The organism is Cellulomonas soli, assembly GCF_013409305.1.
GTDB classification, from domain to species: domain Bacteria; phylum Actinomycetota; class Actinomycetes; order Actinomycetales; family Cellulomonadaceae; genus Cellulomonas; species Cellulomonas soli.
The window spans coordinates 993,483-1,007,950 of the sequence record NZ_JACBZJ010000001.1 but is presented as its reverse complement, the minus strand read 5'-3'; the positions used below and the strand labels follow the sequence as shown (position 1 = coordinate 1,007,950).

Annotated in this window: 11 protein-coding genes; 5 read left to right on the top strand and 6 right to left on the bottom strand. The window is 73.0% G+C overall.

Translation table 11 applies throughout. From position 1 onward, the window contains the following. Nucleotides 1-96: 96 nt before the first annotated feature. Nucleotides 97-2,211: a putative bifunctional diguanylate cyclase/phosphodiesterase gene (locus BKA22_RS04560; protein ID WP_223203686.1), complete on the bottom strand. Its 2,115-nt coding sequence runs from the start codon at nucleotides 2,209-2,211 to the stop codon at nucleotides 97-99. Nucleotides 2,212-2,459: 248 nt separating this feature from the next. Here BKA22_RS04560 and BKA22_RS04555 point away from each other — a divergent pair, with 248 nt between their 5' ends. Beyond that, a complete protein-coding gene (locus BKA22_RS04555) occupies nucleotides 2,460-3,188 on the top strand; it encodes a PilZ domain-containing protein (protein WP_223203691.1) in 729 nt (242 codons plus the stop codon). Between the two features lie 16 nt (nucleotides 3,189-3,204). Here BKA22_RS04555 and BKA22_RS04550 read toward each other — a convergent pair whose 3' ends face one another. Then, nucleotides 3,205-6,684 carry an EAL domain-containing protein gene (locus BKA22_RS04550; RefSeq protein ID WP_179561635.1) on the bottom strand — a complete coding sequence of 1,160 codons (3,480 nt, stop codon included), beginning with the start codon at nucleotides 6,682-6,684 and terminating at the stop codon, nucleotides 3,205-3,207. Nucleotides 6,685-6,923: 239 nt separating this feature from the next. On the opposite strand from BKA22_RS04550, the gene msrB reads away from it, so the two are divergent. Together msrB and BKA22_RS04540 are read left to right on the top strand one after the other, a co-directional pair. Beyond that, a complete protein-coding gene (gene msrB / locus BKA22_RS04545) occupies nucleotides 6,924-7,352 on the top strand; it encodes a peptide-methionine (R)-S-oxide reductase MsrB (protein ID WP_146954065.1) in 429 nt (142 codons plus the stop codon). A 214-nt stretch (nucleotides 7,353-7,566) separates the two neighbouring features. Next, the gene (locus BKA22_RS04540; RefSeq protein ID WP_146954064.1) at nucleotides 7,567-8,349 is read left to right on the top strand and encodes a nuclease-related domain-containing protein; all 783 of its coding nucleotides are present in this window, start codon (nucleotides 7,567-7,569) and stop codon (nucleotides 8,347-8,349) included. Nucleotides 8,350-8,377: 28 nt separating this feature from the next. Here BKA22_RS04540 and BKA22_RS04535 read toward each other — a convergent pair whose 3' ends face one another. The 4 genes from BKA22_RS04535 to BKA22_RS04520 all read right to left on the bottom strand — a co-directional run bounded on the left by BKA22_RS04535 (nucleotide 8,378) and on the right by BKA22_RS04520 (nucleotide 12,717). Next, the gene (locus BKA22_RS04535; RefSeq protein ID WP_223203685.1) at nucleotides 8,378-8,827 is read right to left on the bottom strand and encodes a MarR family winged helix-turn-helix transcriptional regulator; all 450 of its coding nucleotides are present in this window, start codon (nucleotides 8,825-8,827) and stop codon (nucleotides 8,378-8,380) included. A gap of 86 nt (nucleotides 8,828-8,913) precedes the next feature. Continuing rightward, nucleotides 8,914-10,593: an MDR family MFS transporter gene (locus BKA22_RS04530; RefSeq protein ID WP_371863670.1), complete on the bottom strand. Its 1,680-nt coding sequence runs from the start codon at nucleotides 10,591-10,593 to the stop codon at nucleotides 8,914-8,916. 2 nt (nucleotides 10,594-10,595) lie between these two features. Beyond that, nucleotides 10,596-11,054 (bottom strand): MarR family winged helix-turn-helix transcriptional regulator, encoded by a 459-nt coding sequence (locus BKA22_RS04525; RefSeq protein WP_146954062.1) that lies wholly within the window; start codon nucleotides 11,052-11,054, stop codon nucleotides 10,596-10,598. 232 nt (nucleotides 11,055-11,286) lie between these two features. Next, nucleotides 11,287-12,717 carry a sugar porter family MFS transporter gene (locus tag BKA22_RS04520; protein ID WP_146954061.1) on the bottom strand — a complete coding sequence of 477 codons (1,431 nt, stop codon included), beginning with the start codon at nucleotides 12,715-12,717 and terminating at the stop codon, nucleotides 11,287-11,289. 99 nt (nucleotides 12,718-12,816) lie between these two features. On the opposite strand from BKA22_RS04520, the gene BKA22_RS04515 reads away from it, so the two are divergent. Beyond that, a complete protein-coding gene (locus BKA22_RS04515; protein ID WP_223203684.1) occupies nucleotides 12,817-13,464 on the top strand; it encodes a hypothetical protein in 648 nt (215 codons plus the stop codon). 378 nt (nucleotides 13,465-13,842) lie between these two features. Then, nucleotides 13,843-14,463, top strand: a complete 621-nt coding sequence (locus tag BKA22_RS04510; protein ID WP_146954060.1) for a DUF47 domain-containing protein — start codon at nucleotides 13,843-13,845, stop codon at nucleotides 14,461-14,463. Nucleotides 14,464-14,468: the final 5 nt, after the last annotated feature.

The window sequence follows — 14,468 nt, the reverse complement described above, 5'->3', positions numbered from 1 at the left end:
AAAGTGTAGGTATCGGACGGCGACTCGCCGGACTTGAGCGTTCCGTGTCGACTCGTCGTGACTCGTGCCCGGTTGTGCCCGCTCGGTCGTCTTGCGTCAGACCGGGCGGTCCGTCCGACGTGTCGGTTCTGCGCTGCGGCCGACGCTCGCCGCCGGGGTCCGCGCGGCGTCGTCGTCGCGGGTCCGGCGTCGGCCGGCGGAGGCACGCACCTCGGGCACCTGGTCGGCCGGGACCGCCGCGGAGTACAGGAAGCCCTGCGCGTGGTCGACGCCCAGACCGCGCAGCATGCGGGCGATGTACTCGTCCTCGACGCCCTCGGCGACGACCCGCAGCCCGAACGAGTGCGCCAGGTCGACCATGGCCTGCACGACGACCTCCGCACCGTCCCGCCCGCCCTCGCGCAGGTCCGAGACGAACAGCCGGTCGATCTTCAGCTCGTCGACGGGCAGGTCGCGCAGCTGTGAGATCGAGGTGTTCCCGATGCCGAAGTCGTCGATCGCGACGCGCACGCCGAGCTCGCCGAGACGTTCGAGGACCGGGACCACCCGGGAGCGGTCGGCGACGAGCGCCGTCTCGGTGATCTCGACCTCGAGGAGCGAGGCGGGCACCGCGTGGTCGGTGAGCAGCTGCTCGATGAGGTCGACCACCTGCGAGGTCGTCACGTCGTGCGCTGACAGGTTCACCGCGACGGGGATGTCGTGTCCCTCGCGACGCCACCGCGCGAGCTGGGTCACGCACTCGGTCAGGGCGAACCGCGTGACGTCGTGGATGAGGCCCGACTGCTCGGCCAGCGGCACGAAGATCGTCGGCGCGATCATGCCGCGGGTGGGGTGCCGCCAGCGCATGAGCGCCTCGAAGCCCACCGTCCGGCCCGAGGCCAGCGCGACCTTCGGCTGGTAGTGCATCTCGAGCTCGGGCGTGCTGCCCGGCTCGGGCGCGAGGGCCCGGTGCAGGTCGCCGAGCAGGACGAGGCGGGCCGGCGAGGAGTCGTCCTCGTCCGGGGAGTACACCGCGACGCCCATGCGGTGGTTCTTCGCCGCGTACATGGCGATGTCCGCGGTGCGCATGAGCGAGGACGCGTCGTCGGCGTGGTCGGGCAGGCAGGCGACGCCGACCGACGTGTCGACGTGCAGCGGGAGCTCGCCGAGCGTGAACGGCGGCACGAACAGGTGCCGCACCCGCTGCGCGAGGCGTTCGGCGTTGGCCACGGACCGCACGTCGGGGAGCAGGATCGCGAACTCGTCGCCGCCGAGCCGGGCGACCACGTCCTCGTGCCGCAGCGCACCGCGCAGCCGGGCGGCGACCTGCTCGAGCAGCTCGTCGCCACGGTCGTGGCCGAGCGAGTCGTTGATGTCCTTGAACCGGTCGATGTCCAGCAGCATGAGCCCGACACGGGTGTCGTCGCGGCTCGCGTCGAGGATGGCCCGACGCATGCGGTCGGCCAGCAGACGCCGGTTCGGCAGGCCGGTGAGCGAGTCGAGCAGCGCCAGCCGGGCGTTCTCCAGGGCGGTCGACTGCAGGCGCCGGGACGTCGTCATCACGGTGCGGAACAGCAGCAGGAACAGGGCGAGGAGCCCGCCGGCCACGACGAGCGTGACCGTGCGCACCGCGTCGGCGAGGGCCGCGGACGTCTCGGTGTGGTCGAGGAGGATCTCCGCGGCGCCGACCATGTCGTCGGGCTGCAGAGTCGACCCGGCGTCGGCGCCGGCCGTGTCGGAGACCCGCACGGGCGTGTAGACGTCGAGCACGTCGCGCTCGGTGCCGCCGACGTCCGCCGCGCTCGTCGCCTCTCCGCTGACGTCCACCAGAACCCGGGCGTCCGGGTCCCCGGAGGCCATCACGCGGTCCAGGCGGTCCCCGTCGGGGAAGCCCGTGGTGACCCGGTCGACCGAGCTGAACAGCAGGACGCCGTCCGCGGTCCACAGCCGCACCTCGATGAGCCGGTCGCCGAAGCCGGCGATCGCCCGTTCGACCGCGTCGGTCTGCGCCCCGGACAGGACCCCGGTGACCGCGAACGCGTCCGCGGGCACGCTCGCCGTCGCGTACGAGCTGACCGCGGTGGCCATCGCGGTGCCGTCGCGCAGCGCCTGGGTCGTCATGACCGAGGACGTGACCCACACCAGCGCGACGCCGAGCGCCCCCATCGCCAGGACGCTCACGACCGCGAAGTACCGCGGGAGCGACCAGCGCCGACGGACGGCAGACGTCACCTGGACCTCACGTGCTGGGTGGGCTCTTACGGTCGGTTCGTGCGTCGGGACGAGGGTGGCGGACAGTCGAAGGGTAGGCGGTGGGGCCCCGGTTTGCGACATTCCACGCACCAGGGGCGGATCGGCGCGTCGGGCGGGACGCGCCGCGGCCGGGAGCCCTACGTGGTCCGGCGGCCCGCACGGTAACCTCCGGATCATGACCCGGCCGGGGCCGGCCACGGGTGCTCAGGAGGTCCAGCTTGCACGAGATGCGTCCGTGCACCGTGGCGGGCGCAGAATCCCACGTCACGGGCCACATCCGGTCGTTCGACGGCCACCAGGCGACCGTCGTCCCCGAGTCGCTGGCCCGCGGGCTGACGCCCGGGATGCACGTCCGGCTGCGCGTGCTGGACGACGTGCGGGGTGAATGCCTGTACGCCGGCTACGTCGTGCGTGTCGGCGCGGTGGTCGAGGTCGGCGGCATCGAGCTCGAGTCCGTGGTGCAGAAGCGCGACGGCGTGCGGGTCAGCGTGCGGCTGCTGTGCATCGCCTCCCTGGAGCGGGCCGTGCGGCCGGACCCGGCCGACCACCTGCCCGCCGACGCGCCCGTCGTCACGGCCGTGGACGGGGATGCACCCGCTGACGAGGCCGTGGCCGACGAGGACCCTGCGCACGAGGACCCTGCCGACGAGCCGGTCCTCGCCAGCGTCGGCGTCACCGTGATCGACCTGTCCGCCAACGGGACCCGGCTGACCTGCACCTCGCGTCTCGAGGTCGGGGACATCCTCGGGTTCGACCTGCCGTCCGTGGTGGCCAGCCGTGGCGGTGCGGTGGCGCTGCGCGTGCAGGCGCTCGTGGTGCGCACGCAGTCCGTCTCGGGCGTCCTGCACTACGGCTGCCGGTTCGTCGGCCTCGACGAGCGCTCGTCCGACCACCTGTACGCGTACGTGGCGCGCACGCAGCGCGAGCAGCGTCAGGTCCGCGTCGAGAGCACCTGACCGCTCCCGCAGCAGGTCAGACGGCCGCCTCGACCGGCGGGGTGCCGAGCAGGGCGGCGGCCCGGTCCGCGGGCAGCGCCCGGTCGAACAGGAAGCCCTGTGCGCTCTCGCAGCCGACGTCCCGCAGGATCGCCAGCTGTTCGCGTGTCTCGACCCCTTCAGCGATGACCGTCAGCCCGAGCGCGCGCCCCATCGCGACGATCGCACGGACGAGCTCGCGCGACTGCTGCTCCTCGGCCAGGCCGTGCACGAAGGAGCGGTCGATCTTGAGCGCGTCGACCGGGTAGCGGTGCAACGTCTGCAGCGACGAGTGACCCGTGCCGAAGTCGTCGATGTGCAGCTGCAGCCCTGCCGCGTGGAACTGGCGCAGCAGCTGGTCGGCGAGCTCGGGGCGGCGGGCGATCACGCCCTCGGTGATCTCCAGCGTGAGGCACTCGGCGGGCAGCTCGTGGCGTGCGAGGCAGTCCAGGACGTGCTGCGCGAGGCCGGTGTGCCAGAACTCCCGGTCGGACAGGTTCACGCTCACCGTCACCGGGCCCTCGTAGGCGGTGCGCCACTGCGCGACGTCCCGGCAGGTGCTCTCGACGACCCTCTGGCCGAGGCGCACGATCAGCCCGGTCTCCTCCATGAGCGGCAGGAACGTGCCGGGCAGCACGAGGCCACGGGTCGGATGATTCCACCGCACGAGCGCCTCGAACCGGGCGACGGGGGAGTCGTCGAGCTCGACGATCGGCTGGTAGTAGACCTCGAACTCGTCGCGGTCGAGCGCGAGCTGCACCTCGGCCTGCAGGCTCAGGTGCTGCAGGGCGTCCTGGTGCATGGCCGAGTCGAAGAACGCCGCGCTGCCCGGCTCGTGCGTCTTGGCGTGGTACATCGCGGTGTCGGCGTCGCGCAGCACGTCCTCGGCGTCCGTGTACGGCACGGCGCTCGAGGCGACGCCCAGGCTCGCCGTGACCCACAGGGAGTGCCCGTCGACCTCGAACGGGCGCGACAGGCTCTCGATGAGTCGCCGCGCGACGGCGTGCACGGCCAACGGCTCGATGCCGTCGAGCAGGACGGCGAACTCGTCGCCGCCGAACCGTGCAGCCATGTCGGTCGGGCGCAGGACCGCCGCGAGCCGTTCGCTGACGGCCCGCAGCAGCCGGTCGCCGGTCTGGTGGCCGAGCGAGTCGTTGACGACCTTGAACCGGTCGAGGTCGAGGAACACGACCGCGAACGGTGCGCCGTCCAGGTGGGCGCGGGACACGGACTGGCGCAGCCGGTCGAGGAACATGCGGCGGTTCGGCAGACCCGTCGCAGGGTCGTACAGCGCGTGCCGACGCAGCTCCTCCTCCAACTGCTTGCGTCGGGTGATGTCGCCCATGGTGCCGATGAGCCGGGCGGCCCTGCCGTCGCTGCGCCGGGCCGAGGGCATGACCCGCACCATCATCCACCGGTGCTCAGGGTCCAAGGGGCCGCGGTACCGGTACTCGATCTCGGCGACGGGGAGCGTACCGGCGGCCACGTCCCGGATCGTGCGTTCCAGGTGCTCGAGGTCGCCCTCGTGCACACATCGGCGCCAGACGCCGAGCCGGTGCGCGTGCGGCAGGTGCTCGAGACCGAGCAGCGCGAGGCCGCGGGCGGAGAAGGTGACCTCCTTCGTGGCCGTGTCCAGCTCCCACAGGCCCTCGTTGAGGGCGGACGCCAGCAGGCCGTGCCGCTCCTCCGACTGCCGCACGGCCCGGATCAGGTCGTGCTGGTCGAAGGCGGAGGCGAGCAGCGACGACCAGTGGGTGTAGGTCTCCCGGTTGGAGTCGACGTCGATCCCGGCGACCAGGGCGAGCAGGCCCCACTCGCGCCCCGGCGACCGCACAGGGATCACGTAGGCGACCTCGCCGGCGTGCGAGCGGACCTGGTCGAGGATCTCCGACGGCGGGAACTGCTCGGGTGGCATCCGGCGACCGGCGAGGTCGGGCAGCACCAGTCCGGGGTCGTGCGCCCCGGTGATCTCCAGCTCGCCCTCCCGCCACAGGGCGAGTGCACCGACACGGACGTGCGTACCGGCGAGCCACGCCAGCTGCTCGGGCGGTGCGGCGTCCGCGCCGAGCAGTGATCGCCCGACGAGGTATCCCTCGAACAAGGACTCCTCGGCGCTGAGCGAGCGCTGCAGGTAGCGGGCGGCGTGCAGGTGGGAGCGTGTGGCCGTCAGGCGAGCCCGCAGGGCGCCGATCGTGAGCCGGAGCCTCTCGAGGTCAGGCAGCGCCCCGCTGGCGCCGTCCCTGCTGTCCCCGTCGTCGCGCAGACCGGTCGCTGCGACCCTGCGAAGGTAGGTGTCGATCGCCGAGATCAGCTCGTCGAGGCCCTCGGCGCGCAGCAGCGCGCGGCTGGCGGCCTCCACGGCCCCGGCGACGTGGTCGGCGGGCGGGACGAGCCCGGTGCGGAGCGCGTCGAGCACGAGATTCTCGACGGCCAGGGCCGTCGCCTCGACGTGCTCGGTGGCACCGGAGGACCGGTCCGTCTCCAGCGCGGCGGTCAGGTCGGCCCGCAGGCGGGCCTCGGGAGCCAGGTCCTGGGTCGGGGGTGTGACGGCGATCGGACGCGTCGACGCACCAGGCCGCTCGGGCGGCGCGATCCGCATCGGCGGTCGGACGGCGTCGCCGGTGCACCCGCAGGAGCTGCGGGGCACGACGTACGCGCTCGGCGCGTGCTCCACGGTCCCGCCCGGGAACGCGTCGGGACCGTCCTCGACGAGCCGGACCAGCAGCCGGCCGGCGAGCGCGCCGACGGCGTGGAACTTCTGGTCGACCGTGGCCAGCGCGGGGACGGCGTAGGCGCCGGCCTCGATGTTGTCGAAGCCGATGACCGCGACGTCCTCCGGGACGGACAGGCCCGCTCTGCGCACGCGGGACAGGAACCCGATCGCGTTGCGGTCGGTGGCGCACATGACCGCCGTGGGGCGCTCGGGGAGCGCCAGGAAGCGCTCCGCGGCCTGCGTCCCGCCGATCTCGCCGTTCTCCGCGCACGGCAGGAAGTGCGTCGGCTCCGGCGCGAGGCCGTGGTCGACGAGCGTCTGGTGGTACGCCGCGTAGCGCTCGCGCATGTCGGTACCGGCGATGTTGCCGACGAACCCGATGCGCGTGTGCCCGTGCCCGAGCAGGTGCGCCAAGGCCGCCGAGGTCCCGCCCAGGTTGTCGGGCATGGCCACGGGGGCCGGGAACCCCGGGATGCTCTGCGAGGCGAGGACGACGGGCACCCCTGACTCGGTGAGTCGTTCGAGCGAGCTGCGTCCGGCAGCGCCGGCGACCGAGATGGCTCCCACCGCGTGCCCCCACGCGACCGGTGTCGTGGCCTGCGGGAGGTCGGCCTCGACGTACGGCAGCACCTGGGCCGAGGTCTGGTGCACGACGAGGCGTCCGCCGGCCCGGGCGACCTCGTGCTGGATCCCGGCGAGCGACTCCCCGAAGTAGAAGCCGCCGGTGAAGGAGATCAGCACCAGGACCGTGTCCGACTGCTCCATCGTGCTCCTTCGCCGGGACGTGCGGACGTGCGTCCGCATCGTGCCCCGCGCAACGGCCGCGGTGCACGTGTCGAGAGTGCCCATCGACGGGTGGTGCTGTCCTGTTGAGCGGTGACCCGCACTGTCCCCCGGATGGAGCACAGACCTCACCCGGTCGAACGCCTACAGGCGCCTGCAGGCGAGCGTCGGTGCTGGTCGGCCTCCGGAACGTCCGCGACGCGTGCGGTGTTGCAGCGGGCATGGGATACGACGTGACGAGGTCCGACGAGGAGTGGCGGCTGCTGCTGGAGCCGCAGGAGTTCGCGGTGCTGCGCCAGGCCGCCACCGAACGCCCCTGGACGGGTGCGCTGCTGGACGAGCACCGCGAGGGCGTGTACCGCTGTCGGGCGTGCGGCGAGGAGCTGTTCCGCTCCGAGACCAAGTTCGACTCGCACTGCGGGTGGCCGAGCTTCTTCTCGCCGCTCGCGGGGGACCGGGTGCAGCTGGTCGAGGACCGCACGCTCGGCATGGCGCGCACCGAGGTGCGGTGCGCCCGCTGCGGGTCGCACCTGGGGCACGTGTTCGACGACGCCCCGCAGACCCCGACCGGTGACCGGTTCTGCATGAACTCGGTGAGCCTGACGTTCGAGGCCACGTCCGAGCCTGCGTCCGAGCCCCAGGAGGGCTGAGCGCCCCGCCCGGGCGGGGACTTCACCCTGCCCGGGTCACCCGTTCGGCGGCGTCCGGATCCGGCAGATGACCTGCGTGGACGCCGCCTGTGCCCGGGTTCGCCCGGGAACGGGGGCGACACGCCCGTCGCCGGGACCCGCGACACGCCCTCCGGGACCGGCCAGGTCGCGGACGGACCTGAAGTCCGGGCTCACAGGTGCCGATAATGGTCTCGTGGAGACGGTGCTGACGGTGAGGCGGTGGCGGCGCTACGGCGCGGACCGTCTGTTCGTCACGGAGTCGACCGGCGCCCGCGCCGGTTCCGTCGACCTGCAGTCCGGCGAGGTCGCGATCGACGACCCGCTGCTCGAGCCCCAGCTGCGCCGCGCGGTGCAGGCCTTCCTGCGCTCGGACGTCACCGAGCTGGTCATGCCGCTGCCCGGACCGCGGGACGCGCTCGACGCGCTGGACGAGGCGTCGATGCGCGCCTGGCTCGGCCCGATGTCCGCGGCCGAGCTCGAGGCGGACCGTCGCGAGCGCATGGAGCGCGGCAGCCCGGTGGGTGTGCGGCTGGACCGCCTGGTCGACGAGGGCTGGCAGGCGCTGCACGACGTGCCGCTCGGCCGGCAGGGCACGGTCGTCGAGCACCTGCTCATCGGACCCGGTGGGATCTTCGCCGTCTCCGAGCGCCGCCATCCCGGTCAGCGGGTGTGCGTCGACGGACGTCGGATCGAGGTCGACGGCCGACCGGTGCCGTACCTGCGCGACGCCCGCCTGGAGGCGGTCCGGGTGCAGGGTCTGCTGCACGCGAGCGGGGTCGCGGCGGTGACCGTGCGGGGCATGGTCGTGCTGCAGGGTGACCTCGAGGTCTCGCAGGAGCCGCGCACGCAGGACGCCGTCGCCGTCTCGCGGCAGGACGTGCCGTCGGTCTTCCGTCGGATGCCGTTGCGGCTCGACCCCGACCGGGTCACCGCGATCACGGCGATCGCCCGCCAGCGCACCACCTGGATGCGCTGACCGGACGCCCCAGCCCGTCGGGGTGCGGTCAGCGTCGCACGGACGCGGCCACGGCGGCGTTGAGCCGGGCGAGCTGGGCGGCCAGGTGCCGCAGCTCGTCCTCCTCCCACAGGTCCAGCGCCTCGCGCAGGAACCCGCCTCGGGCGCCGCGCGCCCGGTCGAGCCGTTCGGTGCCCTCGGGCGTCAGCGCGAGCAGCTGGCCGCGCTGGTCGTCCGGGTCGGGCCGTCGCTCGACGAGCCCGAGGTCGGTGAGCCGGGCGAGCTGGCGCGAGATCGTCGCGCGGCCGATGCCGAAGTCGTCGGCCACCACGCTGGCCCGCACGCCCGGTCGTCGGGAGATGTAGGCCAGCGTCGCGTACACGCCCGGCTCGAGGTCGGGGTGGACCTTCCGGGCGATCGCGGTCGATGCGGCGTGCGCACGGCGCAGCAGCATCCCGAGCTCGCGCTCGACCTGGCGGATCGGGTCCTCGGCGTCCACGGGCCCATCCTCCCGGATGTGGCCCGTGGACGGTGCCGGATGCGTCATGTCGTCGCTGGTTCGTCGGCTGCCGGTCGGTCCGCGCGTCAGGCGTGGACGGACGCGGTCTCGGCGGCCACCGCGTCGCTGGTACCGGCCTCGGCGCGCAGCTCGGCGCCCGACCGGGTGCCGAGGGGGACCTCGCGCAGCAGGAGGACCGCGACGAGCGAGACGAGCGCGACGGGGACGGCCAGCAGGAACAGCTCGGCGATCCCGTCGCCGAACGCGGACTCCACGACGACGCGCACCGGCCCGGGCAGGGTCGCCAGGTCGGGCAGGGCGCTGCCGCTGCCGCCGAGCGCGGACGGGTCGATGCCGATCTTGACGAGCCCCTCGACGATCAGGTCGCCGACCCGCGAGCCGAGCACGGCGCCCAGCACGGAGACGCCGACGGTGCCGCCGAGCGACCGGAAGAACGCGACGGTCGCGGTCCCGGCGCCGATGTCCTGCACGTCGAGCGTGTTCTGCACGGCCAGCACGAGGTTCTGCATGAGCATGCCGACGCCCGCGCCGAGCAGCGCCATGTACACCGCGACGAGCGTGAAGTTCGTGTCGTAGTGGATCGTGCCCATGAGGGCGAGGCCGATGCTCAGCATGCTCGCGCCGGCGACCATGAAGCGCTTGTAGCGGCCCGAACGCGTGATGTACCGGCCGGAGAGCGTCGAGGCGAGGACCATGCCGGTGACCATCGGGATGGTCATCAGGCCGGACTGGGTCGGGGTCTTGCCGCGGGCGAGCTGCATGTACTGGCTGAGGAAGACCGAGGTGCCGAACAGGGCGATGCCGACGGAGATCGAGGCGATCACGGACAGCACGAGCGTGCGGTTGCGGAACAGGCGCAGCGGGATGATCGGCTCGGCCGCGCGGTGCTCGACGAGCACGGCGAGGGCGAGCAGGGCGAGCGAGCCCCCGACCATCGCGGCGGTCTGCCAGGAGCCCCAGGCGAACTGGTCGCCGACGAAGGTGATCCACAGCAGCAGCGTCGCGATGCCGAGCGAGAGCAGGGCGGCACCGGCGTAGTCGATGCGCACGAGGCGGCGGGCGCGCGGGGCGAGGTGCAGCGTCCGCTGCAGCACGATGATCGCGGCGACGGCGAACGGCAGCCCGAAGAAGAAGTTCCAGCGCCAGCCGGGGCCGTCGGTGACGATGCCGCCGATGAGCGGTCCGCCGATCATGCCGAGCGCCATGATCGCGCCGGTGTAGCCCATGTACCGACCGCGTTCGCGCGGGCTGATGATGTCGGCGATCAGCACGGTGGCCAGGGCGGTCAGGCCACCGGCGCCGATGCCCTGGAGGGCACGGGCGGCGATGAGCTGGCCGGTGGTCTGGGAGATCCCGGCGAGCGCCGAGGAGAGCACCGAGACGACGAGGGCGACCTGGATGAGCATCTTGCGGTCGAACAGGTCCGCGAGCTTGCCCCAGATGGGGGTCGTGACGGTGGTGGTGAGCAGGGTCGCGGTGACGACCCAGGTGAACGCGGACTGCGAGCCGCCGAGGTCGGTGATGATCCGCGGCAGCGAGGAGGAGACGAGGCTCGTCGCGAGGATCGAGACGAACATCCCCAGGAGGATCCCGGAGAGCGCCTCGAGCACCTGCCGGTGCGTCATGGCGACGGGCTCGTCGGTGCGGTGCCCTGCTGAGGGCAATGCGGGCGCTGCGGGTGCTGCGGGTGCTGTGGGCGCTGCAGTGCCCGGGGTGGTGGCCGTGGGCGACGTGTCGGTGGTCATGCTCAGCTCTCGTCGATGGTGCGCGCCGGGTGCCCGGTCGTGCGGGGGGTGAGCGCGTCGGCGAGCCGGCGCAGGGTGGTGGCGGCGGCGGTGAGCTCGTCGTCGGTCCAGTCGGCGAACGTGACGGCGGCGCGGTCGGCGGACTCCTGGTGCAGCCGCGCGGCGAGGTCCTGGCCCGCGGGGGTCAGGCGGACGGTGCGGATGCGCCGGTCGTCGGGGCCGATGCTGCGTTCGACGTGCCCGTCCTGGACGGCCTGGCTGACCTGCCTGCTCGCGACCGACAGGTCGACGCGCAGGCTTCCGGCGAGCTGACCGAGGGGTGCCTCGCCGCAGCCGTCGAGCAGCCGGACGAGCGAGACGGTGGCGCGGCAGGCGCCGACCGAGCGGGCGATGTCGAGCCCGGCCTCGCGCTGGGCGCGGGCGAGCTGGCCGGCTGCGCCGAGCAGGTCCTGGACCGGCATGCCGCGCCTCCTGTCCTCGCCCGTGGCCCGGGCCGGCGGCGCCTGCCGCGGACCCGACCGATGTCGTTGCCTTGAGCAACCATAGGGCCGATAGTTGCCCTCGGCAACAGTTGCATCACGCAGACGACTGTGACGTCGACGACACCCGAACGGGTCGGTGCCGGCAGTGCCGACCAGTGCCGACAGTGCTGGCCAGTGCCGACCAGCGCCCGTCAGCGCGCGTCAGTGCCCGTCAGTGCCCGTGCGTCGCGCCCTGCATGTCCTCCAGCTGCATGCCCTTGGTCTCGGGCACGCGCGCGAGCACGAACACGAACGACAGCGCCGCGAACAACGCGTACATCAGGTAGGGGACGGTCGCCCCGAACGCGTCGAGCAGCGGCGGGAACGAGACCGTGATGAGGAAGTTCGCGATCCACTGCGCCGCGGCCGCCACCCCCAGCGCGGCCGCCCGGATGCGGTTCGGGAACATCTCGCCGAGCAGCACCCACACCAGCGGCCCCCACGACGCGCCGAAGAAGACGACGAACGCGTTCGCCGCGACCAGCGCCGTCGTGCCCCAGCCGGCCGGCAACGAGATCTGGTCGCCGGACGTCGTCGCCTGCGTGAAGGCCAGCGCCATGAGGCCCAGCGACAGGGTCATGCCCGCCGACCCCACCAGCAGGATCGGCCGCCGGCCCACCCGGTCGACCAGCGCGATTGCCACGAGCGTGACCAGCACGTTCGTCACCGACGTGATCGTCGAGACCAGGAACGACTGGCTCTCGTCGAAGCCCACCGCCTGCCACAGCGTCGTCGAGTAGTAGAAGATCACGTTGATCCCGACGAACTGCTGGAACACCGACAGCAGGATGCCCACCCACACGATCGGCAGCAGCCCGAACCGTGGCCCGCGCAACGAGGCGTGCTCGACGACCTTCGCGTCCTTGGCGATCGTGCGCTCGATCTCCGTGACCCGGCCCTGCGCCTCCTCCTGCGTGCCGAGCACCCGCGTGAGCACCTCCACCGCCTCCGGCGTGCGCCCCTGGGCGACCAGGAACCGGGGAGACTCCGGGATCCGCAGCGCGAGCACGCCGTACACGCCGGCCGGCACCACCGCGACCAGGAACATCCAGCGCCACGCCTCCCAGCCGAGCCACAGCTCCTGGGACGCGCCGCCGGCGGTCGTGGCCAGCAGCTGGTCGGACAGCAGCGCCGCGAAGATGCCGAGCGTGATCGCCAGCTGCTGCAGCGAGCCGAGCATGCCGCGCACCGAGGCGGGGGCGATCTCGGCGATGTACGCCGGGGCGATCACCGACGCGATGCCGATCCCGATGCCGCCGATCACCCGCCAGATCGCCAGGTCCCAGGCGGCGAACGCCAGCGCCGAGCCGATCGAGGACACGAAGAACAGCACCGCGCCCAGCAGCATCACCTTCGTGCGACCCCACCGGTCGGCGAGCCGCCCGCCGAGCCACGCGCCGACCGCGCAGCCGAGCAGCGCCACCGCGACCACCAGGCCGGTCACCGTCGCAGCGAGGTCGAACTGCCCCTCGATCGCGTCGACGGCCCCGTTGATCACCGAGCTGTCGAAGCCGAACAGGAAGCCGCCGACGGCCGCGGCCACCGCCAGCCCGATCGCCTTGCCGTGGTGCTCGCCCGTGGGCGCGCCTGTGCTTCCGGACATGAGCCGTCCCCCCGAGGTCGTGCGGCCACCACCCCCGCGGGGCCGGTCCCACTCTCACCCGTGGAGGGGGTGTTCGCACCCGGTGCGATCATCGATGCCATGTCCCAGCCCACCGACGGCCCCCGCCGACCCCGCCGTCCTGCCCTGCTGGACGCCGCGCAGACGGACGCGATCCCCGGCGACCTCGACCCCGAGGCGCGCGCGCAGATCGCGCACACCACCGCCGCCGCGCTCGTCCACCACGGCCGGGCCGAGGCGGGCGACCCGGCGGTCGTGGCGCGGCTCGTCGCGCTCGTCGAGACCGAGGGGCTCGACCTCGTGGCGACCCTGTGGTCGCAGAGCCCCCCGACCAGCCTGCCGGGCGCCCTGTGGCGGCTCTACGTGCTGCGCGAGTGGGTGCGCCGCGACCCGCAGACGGTCGCCGACCGGTTCCGTCAGGGTGTCGCCGCCGCACCGGTGGCCGGTGCCATCGCCGGCGTCGTCGACCCGCCCGGGCCGGACGACGTGCGCGCCGCCGCCGACGCCGTGCTGTCCGGCGTCTACACCGGGGACCTCGCGGTCGCGCTCGAACGGGCGGCCGCGTTCTGCCACGTGCTGGCCACCGGGGCGGCGTTCGACGCCGACCACCTCGACGTGGTCGCCCCCGAGGACGCCGGTCGCACCACCCGTTCGGCCGCGTCGTTGGCCCGGACGGGTGAGGAGCTCGCCGCCTCGGCCGCGCTGTGGCGGGCCGGCCACCTGGACTGAGCCGGGCGGGTCCGGACCCCGTGCCGTGCCGGCGCGTCCGGTTCGGCACTTGCGGTCGGGCCCTGCCGGTCCGACCCCCCGGGGCGTAGCATGAGCGGCGACGTCGGGTCGCGGTAGCCCCGGGCTCCATCTCTCGCCGCTTCGAGCGGCCTCGCGCCGAGAGGCGCTCCCGGCCCGACGTCACCTCAGCCCCGGCACGATGCGTCACCAGCGCGTCTGCGTGCCCGTGCCGGGAGTGACCTGCGTCTCGCGGGGTCGACGTCTGCCGTCCACCTAGCAGCCGTCTCACAGGCATGCACAGGACATCCGGCGTTGGGGAAACACTGGGCGGTGACCTAGCCTGTCTCCCGTCCGTCAACCCCCTCATGGGAGCCTCCCGTGCGACTGCGCCTCACCCCGCGCGACACCACGTTCTTCGACCTCTTCGCCGCCTCGGCGCAGCACCTCGTGACCGGAGCGAACCTGCTCGGTGAGATGCTCGGGGCCGACCGCCCGACCCGCAAGGAGCTCGGCAAGCGGATGGCCGACGCCGAGCACGCGGCCGACGACGCGACGCACCAGATCATGCGTCGGCTGAACTCGACCTTCGTCACGCCGTTCGACCGCGACGACATCTACGACCTCGCGTCGACCCTCGACGACTGCATGGACTTCATGGAGGAGGCCGCCGACCTCATCGTCCTGTACAAGGTCGAGGAGCTGCCGGCACGCGTGTCCGACCAGGTCCAGGTGCTCCAGCGGGCCGCCGAGCTGACCGCCGAGGCCATGCCCCGGCTGCGCTCCATGGACTCGCTCTCGGAGTACTGGGTCGAGGTCAACCGCCTCGAGAACCAGGCCGACAAGACGCACCGCAAGCTGCTCGCGCAGCTGTTCGACGACGTCGCCGACCCGATCCTCCTGATGAAGCTCAAGGAGATCGTCGAGAAGCTCGAGGATGCCGCCGACGCCTTCGAGAAGGTGGCGAACACCGTCGAGACCATCGCGCTCAAGGAGTCCTGAGCGCG